Consider the following 23,825-nt stretch of genomic DNA (forward strand, 5'->3'; position numbering starts at 1 on the left):
CAATCCATGAGAGGACATTCAAGTGAGCTAATCCCTTGTCTAGCCTCTTTCTCCTAACCTATAGTAACCTAGCGATTGTTCGCTCGATCCAGGATCAATGAACGAAGCGTTAAAAAGAATAGTAGCACAATCCCTTTCCTGGTTTACCGCTCCAATTCCCATCGGCAACTATTCAGTTTCAATCAGTGCAATCTTGCAACTGATTATCTGGGTCTTTATTGTTTTGTTCCTCTCCCGTGCCCTCAAGAAATTCCTAAAATATCGGCTGCTTGTTAAGCTAGGAATTGATGAAGGAAACCGCGAAGCAATGGCAACCATTATCAGCTATAGCAGTTCCCTGCTAGGGCTGATTATTGTCTTACAAAGTACCGGGTTTAACCTGGGTTCCTTAATTGTTATTGCCGGAGGTTTAGGGGTTGGGATTGGGTTTGGACTTCAGGAAGTAACCCGCAACTTTATCAGTGGTCTGACCTTACTGATAGAACGAAAACTCAAGGTGGGGGATTTTATAGAATTTGACGGAATGTCGGGATATGTCAAAGAAGTTTCCCTGAGATCGACTCTCATTCGGACCCGTGACGGGGGGGATGTCGTCGTTCCCAACAGTAAACTCGTTGAAAATAAAGTTCTTAACTGGAGCTACGACTCTTTTCACGCTCGGATTCAAATTCCCGTGGGAGTTGCCTATAATAGCGACACGGTTTTAGTCACCGAAACCCTGTTAAATGCGGCTTATATGGAACCGGCAGTATTGCACGACCCTCCCCCTAAAGTTCTGTTTAAAAATTTTGGGGATAATTCGCTCAACTTTGAACTCTGGGTTTGGGTAAACCGGATTGATCGCGAACCGTTTATTAGGAGTTCTTTAAATTTTATCATTGAGCATAACCTGCGCCAAAACCAAATTACCGTCCCGTTTCCTCAACGGGATTTATGGATTAGAAATGGAGAAGATTTCAACCTGTTGGGCCGAAAAAAAATCTATCAAAATGGGCATCGTCCTGAAAAAATACCGGATACCCTATCCGTTGCCACCGCTTCTCAGACTTTAACCCTCAAAGATTTGCTGCGGCAGGTGACTTATTTCCAAAACTTTACGGACCTCGAATTAAGACAACTCATCGAAATTGGGCATCGGAAACGCTTGTATCCCTCACAGATGTTATTTCAGGAAGGAGACCCAGGAGATGCGTTTTATATTGTGTTATCGGGTTCGGTGGAGGTGTTTGTTGAAAAAATTAATAAGCATCTCACCAATCTAGGGGCCGGAAAATTTTTTGGGGAATTATCTTTAATGTTAGGAATTCCCCGAACGGCATCGGTACGAGCGTTAGAAGAAACGATTCTGTTTACGATTCATCATAATGCCTTTCAAAGCATCTTGCAGGAGCATCCCGAGTTAGCCGAGGAAATCGTTCAAGAATTATGTAAACATCAAGAAGAATTAGCACAGCGGCAACAGCAATTAAGAACAATGGGGTTGTTAGATGCCACGGAAGATGATAAAAATCCAGTGGTTTGGGTGAGAAAGCGGCTGCAAAATTTGTTTGGCCTGTAGTTGGGGGGCCACAGGGGTGCGATCGCCTCCTTGAAGATCCCGATCGCGATCGCACTCATAACCTTGGGATCCCGGCCACCACAGCAGACTCCAGGATGAATTCACCCGCCCTGAGTGGGTCGCCCTCAAGGGTGACTCTATCAACAGGAAGAATTTGACCCGAGCGAGACTCTTCCCAGAGTGGGAGTTCAAATCTTTACAATAGCTTTATTAAAATAAGGGTATAGGGGGGAGACACCCGTACAGAAATTGCCTATAATTAGGATGGAGTTTACCCGGTTATGGAAGAAAAAATGACTTGGCCCACCTGCTTAAATTCAATGGCTAAAAAACAGGAATCCAAGCCGAACGGAACGACGGTGCAATTGGCGGAATTCGTCCTGGAGCTCTATGCTGCGGGATGGACGCAACAGCAAGTCTTCGGCCAATATCCTCAAATTACCCCAGACCTTGTAACCAGAGTCTTTTCCTTAGCCGCACTCTTGTGTGTTAGAGAAGAGGTGCTCTCTCAAGTGTCCGGAACACCTGAATCCAGATTATTAAACGTATAAGCAATCCTTAACAGAACAGCTTTAATATTTTTCCCCTACCCTTTTTAATGAAGGGTTTCTGCTGAACCCTTTACTCGAAAACCAAAACAGTAGCGGGTGTTCTAGCTCAAGTCCGACCCGGACCGATTCTTGAGAACCAAAACTATAGCGATCGCCCAATAAAAAAATAGTAAAAAAATAGGCGGGGCCTCAACTCCCCGCCATCAATGCTAACTGCGAGAGACCGTAGCAAGAGGCGGGGATTGCTGCGGCATGGGAGCCGATAACGCCGATTCCAGTTCCGCACAGCCTAAGCGTTCTTCTAAAATTCGCATCACTTCCCGCCCGAAATCATTGGGATTGCGCTGCCATGCCTCCAGACAAACCTCCCCGAAGAACGACCCTAGGGGTTCGGGATTCCAAAGTAACTTCCGGGCAGTCCAAGGCATCAAGCTCATGGGGTCGTAACCAGGTTTCAAAATATTTTCCTGAAACGCATACTCTTCTAAATGCGTATGGGGTTGTAACCCGATAAAAAAGATCGCCGGTTCTACCTTATCTGCTCCAAAAATTCGTTCTAGTTCGCGATGATAAGCCAGGGTTTGGCGAATTGTTTCGTAGGTTTCATCAATGACATTAAATGAATAATTAACTGACACCAAATCATTAAAACCTGCCGCCTTCAAGTCGCGACAATTTTCCAGAACCACGCGGAGGTTGTAACCCATTCGCATCTTCCGGACCAGTTCTTGGGAACCGCTGGTAATCCCAATTTCAAAATAATTCATCCCGGTTTTGACCATTAAATCGCATAATTCCGGGTTCAAATTGTCAGCGCGGATATAGGCAGCCCAGTGAATATCTTCCATTCCGGCCTCAGAAATTTTCTGGAGTAAAGCGATCGCATCGTTAATATATCGCCGCGCCGGAATAAATTGAGCATCAGTAAACCAAAAATTGCGGATGCCGCGATCGTACAGTTGCCGCATTTCCGCCACCACTTCATCGGCTGGATTAATCCGGACTTGCTTCCCTTCAATAACCGTATAAATGCAATAACAACAGTTATGAGGACAACCGCGCTTGGTTTGGACACCAATATAAAAATCTTGGTCTTGCAAATAATATTGAAACTCCGGCCATAACCGTTCTATATAGTCATAGTCACAAGCCGTTTTTTCAATTTCTGTGGGTTTTTCATGGATCAGGCGATCGCGCGGAGTCGTTTCCCCCGCCACATAACAGCGCTCATCCCGAAAATCCTGACCCCGCAGATATTTTTCCAGGAGTGCTTCCCCTTCCCCCACCGAAATAATCGTCCCCGGAGGTAAACTGCGCCCGAGTTGTTCATAAAACACGCTCACTGCACCACCCCCCACAATCGCCCTCGCTTCCGGGTGATAGATTTGAGCGCGCTTCACTCCCCGCTTGACTAATCCCAGATTGCGCCAGAGTTCACCATAATAGGCCGTCGTAATTCGCAGCCCTCCCAAGGCCCCCCGGAGTTTAATCAAGGGATTACGAGCATAGTAAAACTCAAACGCATTTTGCAGGGGATTCCCCCCGCGCCCACCAACGGGGGCGTAAATCTGAATATCCCGCCAGGAGAAGACCAGTAAAGTGGGTTGAAAGCGATCGACACAGGCATCAAGAGACTTGGCAAAGTCCAGAGGGGGGACCGTTCCCATATCAAAAATCTGCTGTTCAACCTCGGGAAACAGCTTGTGCACAAAATCGGCTAGGTAAACGACACCGATCGGGAAGATGGGATTGCACGGGAGGCGAACGTAGAGGATGCGATTTTCCATCTCGGTAGCGGGGAATAGTTTTTACAAAAAGAGGTTCATATAACTTAACCATACCATCCGCCCTCTGAATCTGCATGAGCAAGGGGGCAATTCCTTCACCCAAGGAGTCCAGGGCGGCAGGTCCCTGATCTAGCCTGACCCGAACCCTGGGCAATTCAGAAAAAACTCCCATGATAAGGGGGATCGATAGGTTTCATCAGCATACCTTAACCCTGCTATTTTCTATTTTTAATGAAAAACTTGACTATATTCTCTTCAGTTGGTAGTCGCGTTTACAGCTTGCGGGGATCGGCTGGTGTTAGGGTTAGAGGGTATAAAGCTTTTTTTGGAAAAAACTCCTCATAAAGGTTATGGCTCAAATCCTCGATCCCATTCCGGCTGACCGCCCCGGTCAAATTCTGTGCTGCTATGTTAATGCGACGAGTAAAATCCAGATTGCTCGGGTCAGTAACGTTTCCAACTGGTATTTTGAGCGCGTTGTCTTTCCGGGTCAACGTCTGGTTTTTGAAGCATTTCCAGAAGCCCTGTTAGAAATTCATACCGGGATGATGGCAAGTGCTATTTTATCCGATAAGATCCCCTGTGGACGCCTCCGAGTCATGGATGAGAGTGATCCCAATCCCTCTGCTCGTGGACCAGCGCCGGAAGAAATGCCCCAGCGTCCCCATAGAAATCCGACTATTGATAATAAAGGGATAGTCTTGAGTGATCCATTCTTGATGACGGCTTTAACGTCGGTTTAATAAGATGAAGATAGGTAGGATTTGAGGGTGGGTAGTGTTAATAATGCTACCACCCTCTATCATTTAATAAGTTAGATCCTTGACTGAAACACAAGGAATCAAAAATAAAGGATCAAAAATAATGGGGCTTGCACCTATCCGAGTGAACGGGTGTTAGGGTTAAACTGGACTGGGACGAGTATTGTGAAGTGTATTCACGATAAACGGACCAGTTAGGCCACTGTTTAGGATAAAAGTTTGTGGATCTGCCTTCTTTCCTCTGGTTGTGGAAAATCGCAGCCTGGTCAATGGGTTTTTCAATACTGGCCTACAGCCTACTCGCGGTGAGTGGGCTGTGGATGTATGGCGCTCGCCTCGGGCGTAAACAACAAGGACGAATTTTGGTGCGATCGCTCCACTATGGGTTCGGGATAACCCTCGTGGCCCTAGTCTTGCTGCTCTTAGCCGTGGGGATTGTGGGGACCCTGGGACATTATGGCTCCCTCGGTCACTCTGTCCATTTATGGGCAGGATTAGGGGTGGTGGGACTGGTCCTGCTGTCAGCTTGGAGTGCAAATCAGATTGCTCCCGGGCGTCAATGGGCGCGATCGCTGCACATCACCACGAATGCTATTTTATTTGTGGCACTGGCTTGGGTCTCCTGGACAGGTTGGACCGTGGTGCAAAAATATTTACCTTAAATCTCCTTAATCCAGTAGATGCAGTCGGGTGTTGGGGAAAACTTTCATGAAATTCCCTTAAACTCTCGATGAGTCAATTTTTTTTAAGAACAAAAAGAGTTGTGTCAATAGAACAAATCGGCGATCGCGCTGAACCTCAAACTGAACTCCAAGATAGAGAAGTCCGGGAATTTCGGATTTCTCCCCTGATTCGAGTCACCCTGTTGAGCTTATATATTGCCCTGACGGTGCCGTTACCCTTTTTGTCTAAAGCAACCGGCGCACCGATTTCTCCGGGTGTGCTGTGGGTAGGATTGGCAATAGGGGCGGTGGCGGTGTATGGGGCACTCAGTGAACGGGCGATCGCCAATGCCGAAGGCATTCAAGTCACCTATCCCCAGTGGATTCCCCGGGGCGTCCGTAAGGGCTGGATGTTGCCCTGGGATCAGGTGGCGGCGCTCAAACCGCGCACTACCGGACAGGGGGGGCTAGTGTACTATTTTGTCAGTAAATCCGGCCAAGGGTATCTACTGCCCATGCGGGTGGTGGGGTTTTCCGAGTTGGTGAAAATTGTGGAAGCAAAAACCGGGATTGATACCCGAGATGTGCGTCCGTTAGCCCAACCTTGGATGTATTTTATTTTGCTGGGATTTACCCTACTGTTGTTGCTGATCGATGCTTGGACGATCGCCACCGCAGTGACCCTAGGCAGTTAGGGAGACAACACCGCAAGTCTGGGTGATTTTTAGGCCGGACAAGCTGTATGAGGATAGACTGAAAAAGACTGAAAAAGATAGCGTGTAAAGATTAAAAAACCCTTGCCAATAGAACGAATGGCTCAACTGCGGCTGGATCGGGTCAGCCTGAACGCAGCGATCGCAGGGGCGAGGATGGAAAAACCCATCCTGAATGAGATTTCTTTTGATGTTTACCCAGGCGATCGCCTTGCCATTGTGGGTCCTTCTGGCGGGGGAAAAACCTCCTTGTTACGACTGATTGCTCGACTCATCGACCCCACCAGTGGCACGATCTATCTGGATGGACAAGATTATCGCAAAATTCCGGTCTTGGAACTGCGTCAGCAAGTGACCCTCGTCCTGCAAGACTCCAAACTCTTAGGCATGACCGTCAAAGCGGCGATCGCCTATCCCCTGAATCTGCGCGGAATGAAATCCCCCGAGATTCAGGAGAGAGTCTCGACTTGGATGGATCGCCTACACCTACCTACCGAATGGCTGGAGCGAACAGAATTGCAGCTATCGGCAGGACAGCGGCAGCTTGTGGCCCTATGCCGCGCCTTAGTCATTGAACCCAAGATTTTGTTACTCGATGAACCGACCTCCGCCTTAGACGTGGGTCGCGCTGAGCACCTCCTACAAGTTTTAGCTGAAGTGGCCCTGAATACGGAGACGACTCTGATTATGGTCAATCATCAACTCGACCTCGCCCAGCAGTTTTGCAACCGCTTATTATATTTGCACCAAGGTATTCTCCTGGAGGACCTGCCCGAGGAGCAGATTGACTCGAATCGGTTGCGATCGGCGATCGTCCAAGCAGAAGCAGAGGCTGCCTCGGAATGGGAATGAGTTGAGACAATTGACAACGGACCTTCTAGGCGTCCAGGGAATCTAGCCGCGAGAGAGTGGAACCGCGCCGACTGGAGTCAATTGACGCATCAGGGTTTTTTTCCCCATCGTTTGTTCGGGTTGTTGGGAGGGAGTTGCGTTGAGTATTTCCGTATTTAGCCGATAGCCCACATTACGGACCGTTTGAATCAAGCTAGGTTGTCGGGGGTCAGTTTCGATTTTTTTCCGCAGGGAGAGCACATGAGTGTCAATCGTGCGGGGATTATCAATGGCATCCGGCCAAGCTCGGCGCAGCAGTTCCGGACGGCTCATGGGCAGGCCCCCAGCTTGAGCGAGGACGTACAGCAGACTAAATTCTTGGGGCGTGAGTTCGATCGCGTCCTCTTGATATCGAACCCGGCGCTGGACTAAATCAATTTGCAGGTCGCCATAGTCTAAGCTGGCTGGTGGCGTCATTCGGCGATGACGTCGGACCAGGGATTCGACTCGGGCGAGAAATTCCTGCATCCCAAAAGGTTTTTTCAGGTAGTCATCGGCTCCTGATTTCAAGCCTTCTACAATATCGGATTCGGTATTGCGCGCGGATAAAATTAAAATCAACGTTTCTTGCTGCTGGTAGAGCCAGCGGCAAAATTCCAGACCATCGCCATCGGGTAGTTCGTTGTCAAGGATGACTAGAGTTGGATGGCGATTATAGAAAATTTCTCGGGCATGACGGATGTCCGCTGATTGATAAACCCCATATCCTACTTGCTGTAGGTGCCACCCTAACAGCGATCGCAGATGAGGATTGCCTTCCACAATTAAAATGCAAACAGATCCCACAACTGAGTTGTTTCCTTCACGTCGGTGGAATTTAGGTTACCAAACCTTTTGTCAGGGTTTTGTAACTTCCGCTACCCTGAGTCCCCCGCAAATGTTAAGGAATTCCAAATAAAATGGTGCTTTAGGTAAAAATTCCGTCAAGGAGGCGATCGCAATGCCACAATCGCCAGACCCTTAGAAGAAATGGCAGTAAAATAAGAGTAGGGCAATAGTTCGATAGCACCTAACGCCAGTTTACCTGGGCGATCCCCAGAATCATCCCATTGTTCCCTAACCCAGCGCAAAGGCTCTGAGCGGGTCTGAGCAGCGGGCTTCAGACCTAGTGAACCTCGGGTTCATTCCTCTGGATCCCGGAGGGGTCACCCCCTAGATGGCACCAATGGGACCGAGCCGGTTTAAGGGAAAACGGACTGGAGTCACCGGATAATTGCTGACTTTTACACCATTCGAGGTTTTAATTATGCTTCAAGATACTGCAACCATTCGCCATTATCAAAAACTCACCGATTCCTTGGTGGATATGTGGAATCGGGGATATCGCATTGATGATTTGCGCCTTTATTTAGAGGGGTATATTGCCGCCATGCGACAAACGAATACCATCGAAGCGTTCCACATCCACAGGTTTGAGGAAGAGGCTATTCGATTTCTCCACGATCCGTCTAATTTCGAGATGGTCCCCCAGCCCCAGGCTGAAACCGGCTACTATTGACCAGGCCCGTGGGAAGTTGACATCTTATCGGCAAAGAGTAACCAGCATCATAGCGCGATCGCTATTGATGCTTGGGTTTCTTGAGCCCTGTATTCATAATTTTTATTTTATTTGAATCTTTCATCCATAAGAAAGGGCTTGATTATTCAAGCCCTTTCTTTTCAAGATGAAATTCACCCGTTTAACCCGACAGTTAACCGGAGAGTAGCTCAGATTAGGAAGCCAGAGCTACTTCTACCATTTGTTGCAAATCACCACTTTGATAGAGTTCGATGAGAATATCAGAACCCCCAACAAATTCACCATTAATATAGACTTGGGGAATCGTGGGCCAATTGGAATACTCTTTGATCCCCTGACGAATCTCATAATCGTCCAGAACGTTAACGGTTTCGTAAGGAACGCCCAAAGTGTTGAGAATCTGAACCACATTGTTGGAAAAACCACATTGGGGCATGAGCTTAGTCCCCTTCATGAAAACAGTAATTTTGTTCCGGTTTACGAGAGTGTCAAGCCGCTCTTTGAGTTCTGGAGTGATAGTCATGATGGGTGTTCGTTAAGGTAAGGGATGGGTTGTTACTGTGCAAAGAGGGGGTACTAGCGTACCCCGGGCGATCGCCCTATTGATAGCAGGTTGGACGACCCAGCCGAGTTATGAGACGGACCCAGAGACTTGACTCCAAGCCTCCGGGGTATAAGTCTTCATGGTTAGCGCATGGATCGCCTCTGTGGACATAGCCTCTTGTAGGGAACCATACACCAACTGATGTTGCCGCACTCGGGGTAGTCCTTCAAAGTGGGACGAAACGACGATGACCTGATAGTGATCTCGGGTGCCTGTCAAATCTTCAACCGTCACCTGAGCATCCGGCAATTGTGCCTCGATCATTGCCTTTACCTGATCCGGGCTAACCATTCTTACTCCTGTCCATAATTTAATAGTAGTAGTCTAATTTAATTTTAGAAGGGCGATCGCCACTACTCAAGGGAAAAACCGGGGGGTAAACTACCCAGAATTTCCTAGACCCTTGATACCTAATTAGATCCAACGGACAAAAACCCAGCTTTTTGTCCCAACTCGGGGGCTGTTTTAGAGGTAATCTCGCTGATTACTGAACCCCTGAAGAGCTTTGGCGTCCTCCCGGATAGGGCGAATCTACAAAACCCAACTCCCACAATTGCTCATAGGCTTTTTTCCCCAACTCTCGCGTGGGTTGCTGGGACCGGATAATCTGCACCAACAAAGGCACAGCCAAGGCGGGTTGATTCTGGACCCGATGCACCAGGGCCAGTTCGTAGGTTGCCAAATCTCGCATTTCCGCAGTTTCCGCAGCAAGGTTCCGATGGGTTTCGGCGGTTGCATTATCAATGCCCGAAAAACTGGTAAAAAGCTGCTGATAGAAATTAGACAGCTGATTGAAAATCTCCCGGGAACGTTGCAGCTTATCTACCGCTTGTTCATACTGTTCCGCACTGGCAGATTGCCGAGCCTCTTCCATCAACCCATTTGCCGCCGCCATGCTTAACAAGCCCGTCTGTTGTGCAGTGGGGCGGGGTTCTTCCGGAGTGACTTCCGGGGCGACTTCCGGGGTGACTTCCGAGGTGGCATCCGGGTCGGAAGGGGTCGGTTCCGCGACAATTTCTACAAAGCCGATGTCCCCTAATAACTGATAAGCTTGACGACCCAGTTCTCGGGTTGGCTGTTGAGACCCCACAATCTGAATCAGTAAGGGGACCGCGAGATCGGCTTGATTTTGGGCGCTATGAACCAATGCCAGTTCATAACTCGCCTCATCCCGCATCTGGGCTGTTTCAGCGGCGAGGGTGCGATGACTGTTGGCAATCCGGTTATCAATGCCGGTAAAGCTGGTGTAAAGCTGTTGGTGAAAATTAGAGAGTTGATTAAAAATCTCTCGGGACTGTTGCAGTTTGCTCACCGCTGGTTCGTACTGTTGAGCCGCCGCAGATTCTTTGGCTTCTTGGACTAACCGTTGCCCAGCCTCCATACTCAGTAAGGTGCTATCAGCAGCGAGTCGGCGCAAATCCTCCGGGTCTGACCCTGGGTCCACCGCTTCCGGCTGGGGACTGGATTGCGACGTTGGCTGGGATGGGGATGTGGCCCCCCGCTCCATCGGCGTTGGCAGGGTTAGGGTTTCGTTTGACTGACCGGAGGGCTGTAATCCATCTAGTCCATCGGGTTGGGACTGTTCTTGGGCCCGAATGGGTAGGGGAGACAACAGGGTAAATCCTGCGATCAGGGTTATGGACAATAAACCCGCAAAACCAAGCGGGGGAACTTTTACAGCAGATCCCATAAAGTACCTTTGTGTGTGGGGAGAACACCAGAGCGATAAAAACTTTAGGTATCTTAACATTGCAATGTCCCGGGTTGTGGAGGAAACTGGAAATGGGGATAATCTCAGGGGGGATTGACCCCAGTAAAGTTTGGAAACTGCGTTTCTGCAACAAATGGGTTGCGGATTGCTACAAATTGGGTAAAGAAACCCGATTTCTGGTCCCTGTGGAGCCATTTACCCTAGGATTGAAGACTGTGCCGACGTCCTAGGCCCACTCAGATTAAGGCTCCCACAGGGGCTGGGGGAAATCTAAGGCGCTGGGGGATCGCTGGAACCTATTTTACTCATTCAGCCTTTGGTTTGGCGATCGGTACACATTTCCTGGCAGTTAGACCGATCGCCCCCACCTTGGTTATCAAAATATTCAAATTACGGACAGCGCTGTACACAACCGATCGCCTAACGCCCCCCACCGGCAATCTTACTGATTTATCCGTTAGCTAAATGAATAAAACCCATTAGCGAATAGATCAATCAGCGAAGGAATACATCCAATGACTGGTCAAGTTTATCGGTCAGATGCCTCTCAATCTCATCCCGTCGGAATTGGCGTATCGGATCAAAGTCTCGGTATTCTCCTGCAACGAGGCGGTGAAGAATTACTCCTCTTAAAACTTAGCGATCGCTTTACCGTCCGCCCCCTCGAACCCAATGCCCCAAAAGATTGGTTCAGCCAAATTCCCGCCACCCATAAACAACAACTACAAAACACCCAGTTAGAAGAATTTATCGTCAACGAGGCAGACCTAGAACAGGTCATGACAACGGTGCGAAGCTTGCCGGAAGTTGCCTTTGTTAGTCATGTCTATACCGTCGATAATAATCCGCAAATGCGGGTGTACCTCACCGATGAGGTCACCCTTCAATTTGCTGAAACCGTAGACGAAACCCAACGGCAGGCGATCTCCGATGCCGTAGAACTGGACCTCCATAAACCCGTTTACGGCATCCCCAACACTTTTATCAGTTACGTTCGGCGGACTGCTACAGAAAATCCCATCAAAATTGCCAACCGGCTGATGCGAAAATCCGAGGTTCTCACCGCCGAACCCAACATCGTCATTACCACCCAAAACCACTACCTGCCTCGCAGCAGCTTTTATCATAAACAGTGGTATTTACAAAACAAAGGGGGCCGCGACCTCGCCCCAGGTTCCCATATTGAAGCGGAAAAAGCCTGGGATATTACCCGAGGCATCCGGTCCGTCGTAGTCGCCATCACCGATGATGCGATCGACCTCAATCACCCGGATTTCCAAGGCCCCGGTAAAATCGTCGCCCCCCGAGACTTTAAACGCAAAAACTTTTTACCCCTCCCGGAAGCAGAGTCAGACAACCACGGAACTGCCTGTGCCGGAGTCGCCGTTGCCGAAGAAAATGGCGCTGGTATAGTGGGCGTTGCTCCCGGTTGCGCCCTGATGCCGATCCGGACCACCGGCTATCTGGATGACGAATCCATCGAACAAGTCTTTGACTGGGCAATGACCAAAGGAGCCTCGGTCATTTCCTGTAGTTGGGGGGCTTCTGCGGTCTATTTTCCCCTCTCCCTGCGCCAACGGGCCGCGATTACCCGGGCCGCCACGGAAGGACGCAATGGCAAGGGTTGTGTGATTGTCTTTGCCGCAGGCAATGCCAACCGTCCCACCAGTGGAACTGTAAACGAGAGTGGTTGGCCGAATAATCTGCTCAAAGGGCCCGTCAAGTGGCTGAGTGGGTTTGCGGTCCATCCCGATGTAATTACCGTCTCTGCTTGCACCAGTCTGGCTAAAAAGGCGGCCTATAGTAACTGGGGTCCATCTATCTCCGTCTGTGCTCCGAGTAATAATGCACCCCCGGGAATGTGGATTCAAGAAATGGGTGCGGTGAACACTCCCCCAGAGATTAAGGGGTATTTAACGGGGTTAGGTGTCTTCACCACCGATCGCACCGGGTCTCAGGGTTACGATTCTGGGGATTATACTGGCTTTTTCGGTGGGACTTCCAGTGCTTGTCCGGTGGTGGCGGGGGTAGCTGCCTTGGTCCTCTCGGTTAATCCTCACTTGACGGCTGCTCAGGTGAAGCAGATTTTGGAGCAAAGTGCGGATAAGATTATCGATCCGGATATCGATAGTCAACTGGGCAATCACTTTGGCACTTACGATAGTAAGGGTCACTCCCAATGGTTTGGGTATGGAAAGGTGAATGCTTATAATGCGGTTCGACGGGCGCAGCGTCTGTTGGCGATGCCGATGCAGGCCACTCGTAAGGTTCAGGCTCAAAACAGCCGTCAGCAAAGCATTCCGGATTTTCAAAAGAATCAATCGGGTTTATTTTCCTTGAATCTTTTCGGCAGCAGCGATCGCCCGGGATTAGTGAGCGAAATTTCGATCTCTGACCCAAGTGCGGTTGCGGATATCCGGGTCACGGTGGATATCCAGCACAGCTATCTTGGAGATTTAGAACTTTATTTAATTGCGCCAAACGGTCAAACTGTGCAATTACAAAGCCGGACTTTAGGCTGTCAAACTCGGTTGAATACCACTTACTCGCTACAAACCACTCCCACTCTCCGCCAGCTTTGCAATAAGTCGGCTCAAGGGTCTTGGAAGTTATGGGTGAGAGATTGTGTTCCTGGAGATACGGGGATGCTAAATAGCTGGGATTTGACTTTGGCAGTTTAGTCCCGTTTGAATCAGGCATGAAGGGAGAGAAGTTCAGGTTTTGGCTGCTTCTCTCCCTTTTTAATGGGTTGGTGAAGGTATAGGGTCTGAAGTAGCGGTACTACATGAAAGACACTGATATCCTCTCTCTCCCGGTCCGACTCTTTTTGCAATGACGCCGTTGTTTAAGTGCGATGGGGTTAAACTTTACTCACAATTGGCAAACATCTACTAGGTGTCTCCATTGCTTGTCTAGGCATAGAGTAGAGAATGGGTAGTAGTTGATCACTTGTCTGTGATCACGATCGCGAATTGACTCGATCCTGATCAATTTCATTTTGCAAATCGCTCATGAATATAAGCGGGTTTTTCTTGTTCCCAGCTTTAACAAAGCTTTATATATTTACTATTGACACGCCTTATTTATTCACTTAAATTAGAAACAAGAGCTACAAAGCCGCTCAAAAACACAGGATTTTAGGGAGATGTTTACAGGAATTATTATTCTCACCCCTCCAGCGTAAACCTAGCGCACAATGGTCGCAACAGTTCCAGCCAACCCGGTGAAAATTAACCTGTAAACCCCGTTGCCATAGAATTTTGGGTTGACATTCCGCACAAATTCCACTAACTCACTTGTTCCCCCATGTCACTGGAGGAACGGGAGCGTTTAGCTTGACCATTTTTTTCCGCACCGACCGGGGTTGAGTTGGCAAATTCATGGCAACTCAATCGAGTCAGGGGGCGGAGAGTGTACACCAGGAGCAGATCAATGACTTCAGCATTTCTCAATCGTGTTGTCGAACTCACCAACGTAGAGCGATCGCAACAGGGTTTAGCCCCTCTCACGTTCAATCCGCAGTTAGCGGCGGCAGCACAAGTCCATAGCGCCAATATGGGAATGCGCGATTTTATGGACCATATTGATCCGGTGGATCGAACCAAACCAGCCGATCGCGTTACGATGCAAGGGTACAACTACCAGACGGTTGCTGAAAACGTAGCGGGGGGTCAACCCACACCGGAACAAGTAGTCCGGGACTGGATGAATAGTCCCTCACACCGGGTCAATATCCTCAATCCTGCGGTGACAGAAATTGGTGTGGGCTATCATGTTCAGGAGAATGATACAGGTAATGTCAACTTTGTCCACTATTGGGCCCAGGTTTTTGCGACTCCCCTGGATGAACCGCCACCACAACCCCGGCTTGGTTCCCATAGTCCAACCCCACCTCCAACCGACGGAATTACGGTCATTTCTCAACCCTTAACGCCCAACAATCAAGGATTTTTTGACCTGACTGCTAATGTCGAGCGAGTTCAATTGGCTGCTGGAGCGCTGAATGGCTACCAATTGGGGTTAAGGGCCTTAGATGGAGATGATCTCATCATTGGTTCCACGGAAGGGGAATCCATTAATGGCAACGGCGGTCGCGATCGCATTTATGGAACCGGCGGAAATAACTTCCTACGGGGTGGCAAAGGCACTGATACCCTTGTGGGTGGCACTAACAATGACATCCTCAACGGTAACAATGATAATGATATTGTTTTTGGCGGGAATGGCAATGATGTGGTGCGAGGCGGTAAAAGCCATGACAATTTATATGGTGAAGGCGGCGATGACGTTTTAACCGGCGATTTTGGGGCAGATGTTCTCACAGGAGGAGCAGGGGCTGATTTGTTTGTCCTGCGTCGTGATACCGTGGTTGGGGTGGTTGAGCCACAGTTGGCTGACTATATTACAGATTTTAACCGGGCGGAGGGCGATCGCATTGGATTAACCGATGGGTTAACACAAAACGATATTAGCTATCAGCGATTCGTAGATGTGGATAACAATGGCATTCCGGATGCACTGCTTCAAATCAACAGCACGAATGAAATTTTAGGGGTAGTTTTAAATGTCAATCCCCTAGAGTTAAACGGAATGTTTCAAGCGGTTTCTTCAGATATTTTAACGACGGGTTAGGGGATACTGACTCCGTTGAAAGGATGATTTTAAGCCGGTAGAGTTAACAGCAGATTGAAGTGAAGGGGTGGTTGATTAACCCCCCTTTTTTTAGGCAATCAAAACGGGAGATGAAATAACCAAAGGGTTACCCCTAATTTTGGCTGATCGCCCGTAGTGCTGTTTCTAAATCCGTGGTCAATTGGTTCCCGCTTTCTTTAGGAGTATTTAGAGAGTAATGAGACACTTCTAAGGGAGGAGCAATGGTAATTTTAACCTGGCATCGCCACTTGGGAACTGTTGGCTGATATTCCACATTTATCGGAACAATTTTCACCCCTAAATTAGGGTGGAGGGATTCAGCTTGGATTGCCAGTCGTGCTAATCCGGGTTTTAGGGGATGAAGGTCACCATCGTGAAAAATAGCACCTTCGGGGAAAATTGCTAACATTTGACCCGCTTCCAGGAGTTCGACGCCATGCCGCAAACTGCCAATTCCTGGACGTTTTCTATCAATGGGAAATCCCCCGAGACGAGGAATTAACCAACCAGCAATTCCTTTAAATTCATCAATAGAGACCATATACCGTAAGTCCCGTCCGGTGATATGTCGGCCTGTGGCATAGGCGACCAAAATCCCATCCCACCGCGATCGATGAGTCGGCGCAAGAATAGTAGGTCCGGTGGTGGGAAGATGTTCTTGTCCGATGACTTCAATGTTTTTAAAGTAGGCAGGGAGAACGATAAAACGACCTATTGGATACAGTGCGCTTGCTAACCAAGGGGATATTTTGGAATTCACCGATGGATTTTTTTCGGAGGTAAGGTTAGATTTCAGGATAGGAATTTGCATGATTTTGGGGGATTATTCAAGATAAAGTAGAAAAAATATAAACATGAATCGCGGGTTTAATTCAATGAAAATCGGGAATTTTCAAGAATAGTTTTAAACCGTTATAAGCCTAATTTTTCTATTGTACTTGGAGTGTTTCCGGCACAGGGGAAGAGATGGACAGTTTATAGATTGTCCTAGTCTGGGGATACAGTAGCGATGAGAAGTTGGGGTTTTTAACCCACTATTCTGCTTCTTGTGCTGGGGAGTTTAAAGTATAGTCATTCTGAAACTCATGAATTGAGAAATTGATATACGTTAGGGCTATATATATATTTATGATTTGGGGCCTGGAGACTGTCGGCGTTGAGAGAACCAGGATTGTAATTGCTCTCGACAGGGGGATTCCAAGATGCCGCCCAGGACGGATAAGCGGTGAAAGGAAGCGGGACTATCCGGGAGGTTGAGAACGGTGCGGATTGCGCCACTTTTAGGGTCGTCGGCACCATAAACGAGGAGACTGAGACGGGATTGGGCGATCGCCCCGGCACACATGGGACAGGGTTCTAAGGTAACATAGAGGGTACAGCCATTCAAATGCCAATTTTGTAGCACTTGCCCCGCTGCACGCAGGGCGAGTATTTCGGCATGGGCGGTGGGGTCATGGTCTCGTTCTCGGCGATTTTCGGTTCGGGCGATCGCCTTACCGGACGGATCTACAACGATCGCCCCGACGGGAACTTCTCCGGCATCTCCGGCAGCTTGGGCAAGGGCGATCGCCTGACTCATCCAGTCCCGATGTAGAAGATACTGCGGGTCTTGTATCACTCTAATTACGTTGGATAATTACAAGTTGCACAGTCTCCGGGATAGGTGGAGTGATAGATTTCCGTGCGTTGTCCAAAGAGTTGATAACGGTTATCGCGGATTTGTTCATAGACGCGATCGCCGGTCCATTTCATCCCCGGAAGTGCGCGATAGGCGCTCACAAATAGACTGCCTCCGGGTAATAAGTTCCCCAGTTCTTCTGCGGCATCGCTACCCTGCCACCGTCTCTCTGGGCGATCGGCATCGATTAAAATCATGCCTTGTTCACAGTCTTTTGGGGTTATGTTTAAGCGAGACAGACTCTCTTCATCCTGCATAGGAATGTAGCGAAAGATATCGCCTTTGTCAAAGTTTTCCAACAGTTGGACGACGCTGACACAGAGATTGCATTTGCCATCATAAATGAAAAAATAAGTCATGGTTTTTTTGGGTTTGCGTTAAGGGTTCAAACTGATTTTAAAGGGAATTCATCTCGGGATGAATCGGAACTGTTACCTTAATTGGGGGCCAGAATTAATAGAGGATCTAACTGCGCTTTGGCATCGAGTTCATACAAGTCATCACATCCCCCAATATGGCGATCGTTAATAAATATCTGGGGAACAGTACGCCGTCCATTGGCGCGTTCTGCCATTTTCACTCGGGCGGCACCATCCCCATCAATTTTATATTCGATGAATTTGACCCCCTTCCACTTCAGGAGAACTTTAGCCCGAATGCAGTAGGGACAGGTTTGCCACGTGTAGATTTCTACATGGGCTTTGATGTTTTCCGGGTGACGCCCTAAGAGGCGATTCAGGAAGTTTAGCATTGTTCTAAGGGTTTACAGAGGGGCGTGGAACAGTTATAGTTTTAAGAGGTATTGAAGATTATATCATGATTTTTACCTGAGAGCCTGCTGAATCTGAAAGTCCTGTAGGGTTTTCAGATTTTAGGGTGTGGGGACTATTCCTGAAGGGCAGATTTTCTGAGCATTTTCTGAAAATCCAAGAAAAGTTGTTGCTAATGAATTGGGGGTTAAAGTTAGTATATTTTGGTGATAATTTTTACTTCAGAATCTTGAATGACACAAATTGTATTGGTGAATAAATAAGAATTAGGAATTAAAATAGTTTTACCTTCTCCTTGCAGAGTCGTGTAACGTAAATCGATATCAATGACCGTTCCTTCAAAGTTGCCGACGCTGATGCGATCGCGACGGCGGAAGGGACGATAAATTAAAATCAAAGCCCCGGAAACTAGATTAGAAAGAATATCTTTTAAAGCTAATCCTACGGCAAATCCAGTCAGACCCAACCCGGCAATTAAGGCGGAAATATCAATTCCGAGGGTTCCTAGAGAGGTGACGATGCCGACAATCCAAACCGTACTAATGAAAGTTTGTTCGAGTAATTTTAGAGCATCCAGACTCAAATTACTGGTCGTACTGAGGCGGCGAATCAGCTTTTTTAACAAGGCAGTAGCAATCCAAAAACTGATCAGAATCAGCAAACTGCCAGCGACTCGGGGTACGCCGATAATCAGGAGGGTTAATAATTGATTTAGCATTCTTCTGAGTTCCCATCTGGAGAGTCTCGGAATTGGGAGAGGGGTGACCTCTCATATCGCGCCTTTTCCTAACATCTTGATCCGGTGAACCGAGTCAAGTATTCTCTAGTTTACAACCAATTGCCGACTAAAACATAAGCTGCCCAATAAATTGGATGTTGATAATCGGGATTCTTCAAAAGGTTGAGTTGGGCTTGGCGCAACGCTTCGGACTTCGTGAGATTATCTTGGTTTAAAAATTTGTAAAAGTCAACCATCAGGGGAACGGTTGCGGCATCATCAATGTACCAGAGGGTTGCCAGGGTACTGCGCGCACCGGCGCGAACGGCCATTCCTGCCAATCCCAAGGCAGCGCGATCGTCTCCCGTTGCGGTTTGACAGGCACTCAAAACCAGTAATTCTAAGGCTTCGTTACTATTACTGCGATTTCTCACACGGAGTAAACTATCGAGTTCATTGACATTAATGCGATCGTCCCAAGCGAGAATAAAGGTATCTTCTGCACTAGAACTAAACTGACCATGCGTCGCTATATGGACTACGGGAAAAGGAGTTTTTAAAAGCTGTTCTTGCAAGGTATTACGGGTAAATCCGTTATCCATGAGGACGATTCCAGAGAGTGCAGCATTGATTTCTTGGATTTCGATCGCTACATTTGGAAGTTGTGCGAAGCCCAGCCGTTCTTCTGTTAACCCAGCCGTTAAAGCTTTCAAAGTTTGTCGTTTTAAGGGTTGAGGTGCTGTGAGTTTGAGTCCCGGACTAATGGCAACACTGTATTTTTCTAACAAAAATTGCTCTCCGTCATACAACGCAGCCATTGGAATATTTCTAAACAGTCCATCGGGAACAAAGACTAAGGTTTTAATGCCGCTGTTGGCTAAAGTATCTTGAATCGGGGCAATTAACCAGTTGTAAACGGTGTTGGCATGAACCCGATATTGCCGAGAAGTGCGAGTTACTAAGCTTCTTCTAAGACTGATCAGAGTTTGTTCAATTTCGTCTTTGGGTAAGGGGGTCGAATAATGCTGTAAGGGTTGATTGGGAATAGAAACAATGACTTCTAAGCGATCGCCCAAAACAATGGGATAGACGATCGCCGCTGTGAGATCAACCTGTTGTTTATCCAGTTCCACCGCATTGCTATCTACACAAGCATCCCGAAAAAAGTTATCCAGTTCGGCTAATTTCAAAGATTCGATCGCCTGTAATGCTTTTTGAAGGTTTTCCTGGGAAACGCCCTGACTCGATGTGCGATTACCAGCAGGTGAGGGGGCGTCTAACAGTAACGCCACTAACTCTCGATAAACAGGTTCGACACTATCCCGAAAAGAAAACTGCACTTCCCGATTGGTGGTGACTAAATCGAGGCGCAAAGACTCCAGAGAGGTGACGGCTTCAGAATAGGCAATTACAGCCCCTGGGCGATCGCCTTGGGCTAGGAGTAATCGTCCCAGTTGCCATTCCCAGCGATACGCAATATCTACCGCATTGATATATTCCGCCAACTCTAACGCCTGCTGTGTGAGACTTTGGGCTTGCTGCCACTGCCCATCGCGTTCGTATAATTCCCCCAGATTCCCTAAAGCATAGGATTCAGCGCGGCGATCGCCTATACTTTTGGCCTGTTGGACGGCTGTTCCTAAGAGTTTAGCCGCTTCCGGCAGGACCGAACTGAGGGATGATTTCCCCTGATGCCACTGTAACCAAGTTTGTGCGAATTTAATTCGCGCATATACCGCCATCCGACTGGGAGGTAAGGCTGCGATTTGGTCCTGGATTTGCGGAATCCAACTTTGAATCAGCGGTTCAGAGGCAGAATCACTCAGAGTTAGGGGAGTTTCAACTAACAAAGAGAGGGCATTGAGACGGGCTTGTACCTGGGTATCTACTGATTCTGCTGTTGCTGCGGCTTGTTGATACAAAGCCAAAGCCGCCTCCCCATCTTGGCGGGCGCGCACTGTGTTCCCTAATGCGATCGCACTCTCACTAATAGCCCCTAGAGACTGTAACCGTTGGGCTGTTGCCAAACTATCCCGTAACACCGTTTCTGATTGTTCTAAATTCCCCACCAGGCGTAAGGCATTCCCCAAGGCGAGTAAAGCCGTGACTTTAGTATCAGAATCGCTTTCCTGGGCTAACCGGGTTTGGAGTTGTTCCAGGCGAGTTACCGATCGCCTATACAATCCTAATGCCTGTAACGCCCGGGCTTGATTAATCATCGCCCGATATTCCCCGGACTTTTCCCCCGCTTGGCGGTAAGCATCTGCCGCCTGTTCCCAGGTGGTAACTGCCGCTTCCGTTTGTCCCAGGGTAAATTCCAATCCCCCTCGGGTATTGAGAATTTGGGCAAGAACCCGAACCCCCGAGGGAGAGTCCGTCTCACGTTCAATCAAAACTAGACTTTCGGCGATCGCCGCTTTTGCCCCCTCCCAGTCTCCCAATTCCTGCAACGCTGCCGAAAGATTACTCAAAGCAACCGCTTGTTCTAATTGATTGCCCTCCTGACTACTGCGACTGGCAGCAGTTTCCCAAATCGCTGCCGCTGCGGAAAACTCCCCTGATTGATAAAGTTGACGCCCTTGTTCAACTAATTCCTCAGCAGTTTGGGGGATCGCGCCCAAGGGTAAAGCCAACCAAAACAGACCAACGGATAACAACAATCCCTGTTTAACGTGAGATAGAGACATGGGTTGAGGGTTGAGCATTTTCATAAACAACTTGGGAGAACCAAAACAGGGGAAACCCCTTCATCCAATCCGGGCCAAACCGTCAGTCTGCAAAAGCTTTACCCTGCATAGCTGTGGGCTTTTCGGATTAAAAGGGGGTAGAGACAATGGAAAAATAAAAACCATTCTCTTGCCAGGTTCGATCGCGAGAGGGACTATCTATCAAAGGATACCCCCAATCCAAGCGGGCGCGTATGCGATCGCCAAAATCTAGCTGTAACCCCAGTCCTGCCGAAGCTAGGGTATTAGGGTCTGGATTGTCTGCATCACCACTATTCCAAGCGGTTCCCACATCCACAAAGGGGACAACTTGTACCCCAAACCAATTTTGGCGATACACGGGGATGCGCAGTTCAGCAGAAGCAATCACCCCATTATCGGTTAACAGCGCATCTTGGCGATAGCCTCGCACACTTTCTAAACCCCCTAAACCAAATTGTTCCAGCGGTAGCAACGAACCCGATGACAATTGGATATCCCCTCGCACTAACAGGGTTGGGGACCGTTGGGGGTCGCTGGTTTCCGAACCCAAAACCCGCAACCACTGTCCCTGTCCCCGCCAACTCAAAAAGCGACTATCGGGGGCGGAAGAATTGACTGTGGCATCAAACCAGCCTACCCCAAGATTAAACTGCGATCGGGCCGCTAACACTTCCCGAGAACTGCGTTCAGTCCATTCTTGAAAGAACCGGAAGGCAGAAATCCGGGTTTCCCCATCGTCATTTGCCCCAGGAGAGAGGGGAAAATTTACCCCTAGAATGGAAGTTTCGCTAGAACGACGGGCAAAGGTCAATCCCATCGCAAATTCTCGGGTAGGACTTTGGATCAAGGGTTGCCGTAAGGTGAATTCAGTATTGCGAGATTTTGCCTCAATATCCACCCGATCAAACGGGGGTTCGATAATTTCGCTTTGAGTGCGACCGTGAGAGATACTGAATGTACCATTGCGGGCATTAATTGGCAGGGTATAACCCACATCCCACTGATTACTCCCTTCGGTATTGGTGTAGGAGAGATTCAGGGTATCCCCGAACCCGAATAAGTTGCGATGGTAAAGACTCGCTTTCTGGCGGAAGCTGCCCACACTGGGCGATCGCCCGTTATCTAAAACGAACTCGCTACCAAATGCCGATGCTTCCGTAATCCGCACATCCAGGACATTTTGACCCGGACGAGACCCTGCTGCAAGTTCTGCGGAGATATTTTCAATCCGAGGGTCTAGTTGTAACAGGCGCAAAGCATCGAGGAGTTTGTCAATATTGACGGGTTTTTCTGTGGCGATCGCCAATCGAGAACTAATATAATTGGGACTCAACCGCTGATTCCCTGTCACATTAATTTCTTCTAATCCGCCTTCCACCACCTGAATCCTCACGACCCCATCTTCTAGGGTTTGGGGGGGAATTAATGCCCCCGATGTAATATATCCCTCCTCGGTGTACCGTTGAGTCACCGCTGTTCGCGCTTGCAACAATTCCGCAAAGGACAGCGGGCGGTCCGTAAACGGGGCTAAAATTTCCGCCCAGCTTTCATTACTGAAGACGGTACTATCAAACACCTCAAACCGTTGCACCTCAATTGCCCCCGGAATTTCTCCCGTGGGGTCTACTTGCAACGGGGGCGCAGCGGGATCCGTCGTCGGGGGTTGCAGGAGTTCTTCCGGAGGGGGTAGCAAGGGCGGACGTTCCGGTAATTGGGGGCTATTGGGTGGCAGGGGATTAGGAATGCGAGACGGATCTGGGAGGGTTCCTGGATTGGTCGTTTGTGCCAAAAGTGCGCCCCCATTTCCACCCAGGAGTAATAACCAGGTTAAGGTTAACCGAATTAAACGGGTGGTTTTGCGGGACTCATAGGTGCTTTCTCCGGGTGGCAAGGCAAACCCAGATCCGGGGAAAGACGAGGAATTGTGCTGACTTTGGTCGGATCGGGGATGTTGAGGCAGGTTAATGGTTGGCATCGCTAATGAGCTGATGTAAATCCAGATGGATCAAGTTGAGCTTAATGTATCGCAAGATCCGCGTTTCTACCTGATGACCCATGCACACGGATCGAAAAGAGGGGTTTTCAGTCATGACCACTCCGACACATTCCCCATCAGTTTTGGGAAGAGGGTGACAATCGGGGTCATGGCTAATCAGGAGAACCGGCCCAGCTATGATAGAACCTGTTTCGGTTTTAGCATGGCCTTTGTTATTAGGAGATTCTCCGTTTTCAGATGCACCCGCCTTTTACTCTAACCGCTCTGAGGTCTTCTGCCAAGGGATTGACGGGGCCATCCAGGCTAATTACTTAAGACTTGATTCTTATTTGGCATCTTTCTATTGAATTTAAGCGGACTTGCTGCCTGCTATTTCTACCCTGAACTGGGATAATTTTCTAAATGCCCCTTGTTCTCAATTTCTCCTAACAATTCACTCCTAAAAACAGTAAGGGCCTAGTCACAAGACTAGACCCTATTTACGGAATGACTGATTCTTCAAAATATATAGCAAAAAAGACGAAAGGTTTTAGACGATTGACAAT

The 23,825-nt window shown here is 48.6% G+C and carries 22 protein-coding genes; 9 read left to right on the plus strand and 13 right to left on the minus strand.

Features of this window, described 5'->3' with window-relative positions; translation table 11 throughout:
* Positions 1-97 precede the first annotated feature (97 nt).
* Positions 98-1,558, plus strand: coding sequence for a mechanosensitive ion channel domain-containing protein (locus NG796_RS07530; protein ID WP_261205288.1), 1,461 nt, complete (start codon positions 98-100; stop codon positions 1,556-1,558).
* Positions 1,559-1,851: 293 nt separating this feature from the next.
* Entirely contained in the window at positions 1,852-2,109 is a 258-nt protein-coding gene (locus NG796_RS07535) for a DUF433 domain-containing protein (protein ID WP_261205289.1), read from the plus strand.
* A gap of 209 nt (positions 2,110-2,318) precedes the next feature.
* On the opposite strand, the gene NG796_RS07540 is transcribed toward NG796_RS07535, so the two are convergent.
* Positions 2,319-3,896 (minus strand): photosystem II high light acclimation radical SAM protein, encoded by a 1,578-nt coding sequence (locus NG796_RS07540; RefSeq protein WP_261205290.1) that lies wholly within the window; start codon positions 3,894-3,896, stop codon positions 2,319-2,321.
* Between the two features lie 350 nt (positions 3,897-4,246).
* On the opposite strand from NG796_RS07540, the gene NG796_RS07545 reads away from it, so the two are divergent.
* The 4 genes from NG796_RS07545 to NG796_RS07560 all read left to right on the plus strand — a co-directional run bounded on the left by NG796_RS07545 (position 4,247) and on the right by NG796_RS07560 (position 6,884).
* Positions 4,247-4,639 (plus strand): DUF1830 domain-containing protein, encoded by a 393-nt coding sequence (locus NG796_RS07545; RefSeq protein WP_261205291.1) that lies wholly within the window; start codon positions 4,247-4,249, stop codon positions 4,637-4,639.
* Between the two features lie 239 nt (positions 4,640-4,878).
* A complete protein-coding gene (locus tag NG796_RS07550; protein WP_261205292.1) occupies positions 4,879-5,319 on the plus strand; it encodes a DUF4079 domain-containing protein in 441 nt (146 codons plus the stop codon).
* A 101-nt stretch (positions 5,320-5,420) separates the two neighbouring features.
* Positions 5,421-6,014, plus strand: a complete 594-nt coding sequence (locus tag NG796_RS07555; protein WP_261205293.1) for a hypothetical protein — start codon at positions 5,421-5,423, stop codon at positions 6,012-6,014.
* A 102-nt stretch (positions 6,015-6,116) separates the two neighbouring features.
* The gene (locus NG796_RS07560; RefSeq protein ID WP_261205294.1) at positions 6,117-6,884 is read left to right on the plus strand and encodes an ATP-binding cassette domain-containing protein; all 768 of its coding nucleotides are present in this window, start codon (positions 6,117-6,119) and stop codon (positions 6,882-6,884) included.
* 42 nt (positions 6,885-6,926) lie between these two features.
* Here the strand turns inward: NG796_RS07560 and NG796_RS07565 are convergent, their stop codons facing one another.
* Together NG796_RS07565 and NG796_RS07570 are read right to left on the minus strand one after the other, a co-directional pair.
* Complete coding sequence (locus tag NG796_RS07565; protein WP_261205295.1) at positions 6,927-7,709, minus strand: response regulator transcription factor; 783 nt, start codon at positions 7,707-7,709, stop codon at positions 6,927-6,929.
* A gap of 137 nt (positions 7,710-7,846) precedes the next feature.
* The gene (locus NG796_RS07570; RefSeq protein WP_261205296.1) at positions 7,847-7,993 is read right to left on the minus strand and encodes a hypothetical protein; all 147 of its coding nucleotides are present in this window, start codon (positions 7,991-7,993) and stop codon (positions 7,847-7,849) included.
* A 176-nt stretch (positions 7,994-8,169) separates the two neighbouring features.
* Here NG796_RS07570 and NG796_RS07575 point away from each other — a divergent pair, with 176 nt between their 5' ends.
* Complete coding sequence (locus NG796_RS07575; RefSeq protein WP_261205297.1) at positions 8,170-8,421, plus strand: DUF6761 family protein; 252 nt, start codon at positions 8,170-8,172, stop codon at positions 8,419-8,421.
* Positions 8,422-8,635: 214 nt separating this feature from the next.
* Here the strand turns inward: NG796_RS07575 and grxD are convergent, their stop codons facing one another.
* From grxD to NG796_RS07590, 3 genes are all read right to left on the minus strand, one after another.
* Entirely contained in the window at positions 8,636-8,965 is a 330-nt protein-coding gene (gene grxD / locus NG796_RS07580; RefSeq protein ID WP_263012125.1) for a Grx4 family monothiol glutaredoxin, read from the minus strand.
* A gap of 108 nt (positions 8,966-9,073) precedes the next feature.
* Entirely contained in the window at positions 9,074-9,337 is a 264-nt protein-coding gene (locus NG796_RS07585) for a BolA family protein (protein WP_261205298.1), read from the minus strand.
* A 193-nt stretch (positions 9,338-9,530) separates the two neighbouring features.
* Complete coding sequence (locus tag NG796_RS07590; RefSeq protein ID WP_261205299.1) at positions 9,531-10,736, minus strand: hypothetical protein; 1,206 nt, start codon at positions 10,734-10,736, stop codon at positions 9,531-9,533.
* Positions 10,737-11,272: 536 nt separating this feature from the next.
* Here NG796_RS07590 and NG796_RS07595 point away from each other — a divergent pair.
* Both NG796_RS07595 and NG796_RS07600 read left to right on the plus strand, forming a co-directional pair.
* Positions 11,273-13,438 (plus strand): S8 family serine peptidase, encoded by a 2,166-nt coding sequence (locus NG796_RS07595; RefSeq protein WP_261205300.1) that lies wholly within the window; start codon positions 11,273-11,275, stop codon positions 13,436-13,438.
* 751 nt (positions 13,439-14,189) lie between these two features.
* On the plus strand, positions 14,190-15,389 hold the full coding sequence (locus NG796_RS07600) for a CAP domain-containing protein (RefSeq protein WP_261205301.1): 1,200 nt from the start codon (positions 14,190-14,192) through the stop codon (positions 15,387-15,389).
* Between the two features lie 133 nt (positions 15,390-15,522).
* Here the strand turns inward: NG796_RS07600 and NG796_RS07605 are convergent, their stop codons facing one another.
* The 7 genes from NG796_RS07605 to NG796_RS07635 all read right to left on the minus strand — a co-directional run bounded on the left by NG796_RS07605 (position 15,523) and on the right by NG796_RS07635 (position 23,259).
* A complete protein-coding gene (locus tag NG796_RS07605; RefSeq protein ID WP_263012126.1) occupies positions 15,523-16,221 on the minus strand; it encodes a lysophospholipid acyltransferase family protein in 699 nt (232 codons plus the stop codon).
* 315 nt (positions 16,222-16,536) lie between these two features.
* Positions 16,537-16,989 carry a tRNA adenosine(34) deaminase TadA gene (tadA, locus tag NG796_RS07610; RefSeq protein WP_261205318.1) on the minus strand — a complete coding sequence of 151 codons (453 nt, stop codon included), beginning with the start codon at positions 16,987-16,989 and terminating at the stop codon, positions 16,537-16,539.
* A 44-nt stretch (positions 16,990-17,033) separates the two neighbouring features.
* Positions 17,034-17,447: a thiol-disulfide oxidoreductase DCC family protein gene (locus NG796_RS07615; RefSeq protein ID WP_261205303.1), complete on the minus strand. Its 414-nt coding sequence runs from the start codon at positions 17,445-17,447 to the stop codon at positions 17,034-17,036.
* A 77-nt stretch (positions 17,448-17,524) separates the two neighbouring features.
* Complete coding sequence (gene grxC, locus NG796_RS07620) at positions 17,525-17,839, minus strand: glutaredoxin 3 (RefSeq protein WP_261205304.1); 315 nt, start codon at positions 17,837-17,839, stop codon at positions 17,525-17,527.
* Between the two features lie 212 nt (positions 17,840-18,051).
* On the minus strand, positions 18,052-18,576 hold the full coding sequence (locus NG796_RS07625; RefSeq protein WP_261205305.1) for a mechanosensitive ion channel family protein: 525 nt from the start codon (positions 18,574-18,576) through the stop codon (positions 18,052-18,054).
* Positions 18,577-18,686: 110 nt separating this feature from the next.
* Entirely contained in the window at positions 18,687-21,287 is a 2,601-nt protein-coding gene (locus tag NG796_RS07630; protein ID WP_261205306.1) for a CHAT domain-containing protein, read from the minus strand.
* Between the two features lie 103 nt (positions 21,288-21,390).
* Positions 21,391-23,259, minus strand: coding sequence for a ShlB/FhaC/HecB family hemolysin secretion/activation protein (locus tag NG796_RS07635; protein ID WP_261205307.1), 1,869 nt, complete (start codon positions 23,257-23,259; stop codon positions 21,391-21,393).
* Positions 23,260-23,825: the final 566 nt, after the last annotated feature.

The organism is Laspinema sp. D2d, from assembly GCF_025370755.1.
In the GTDB taxonomy this organism is placed as follows: domain Bacteria; phylum Cyanobacteriota; class Cyanobacteriia; order Cyanobacteriales; family Laspinemataceae; genus Laspinema.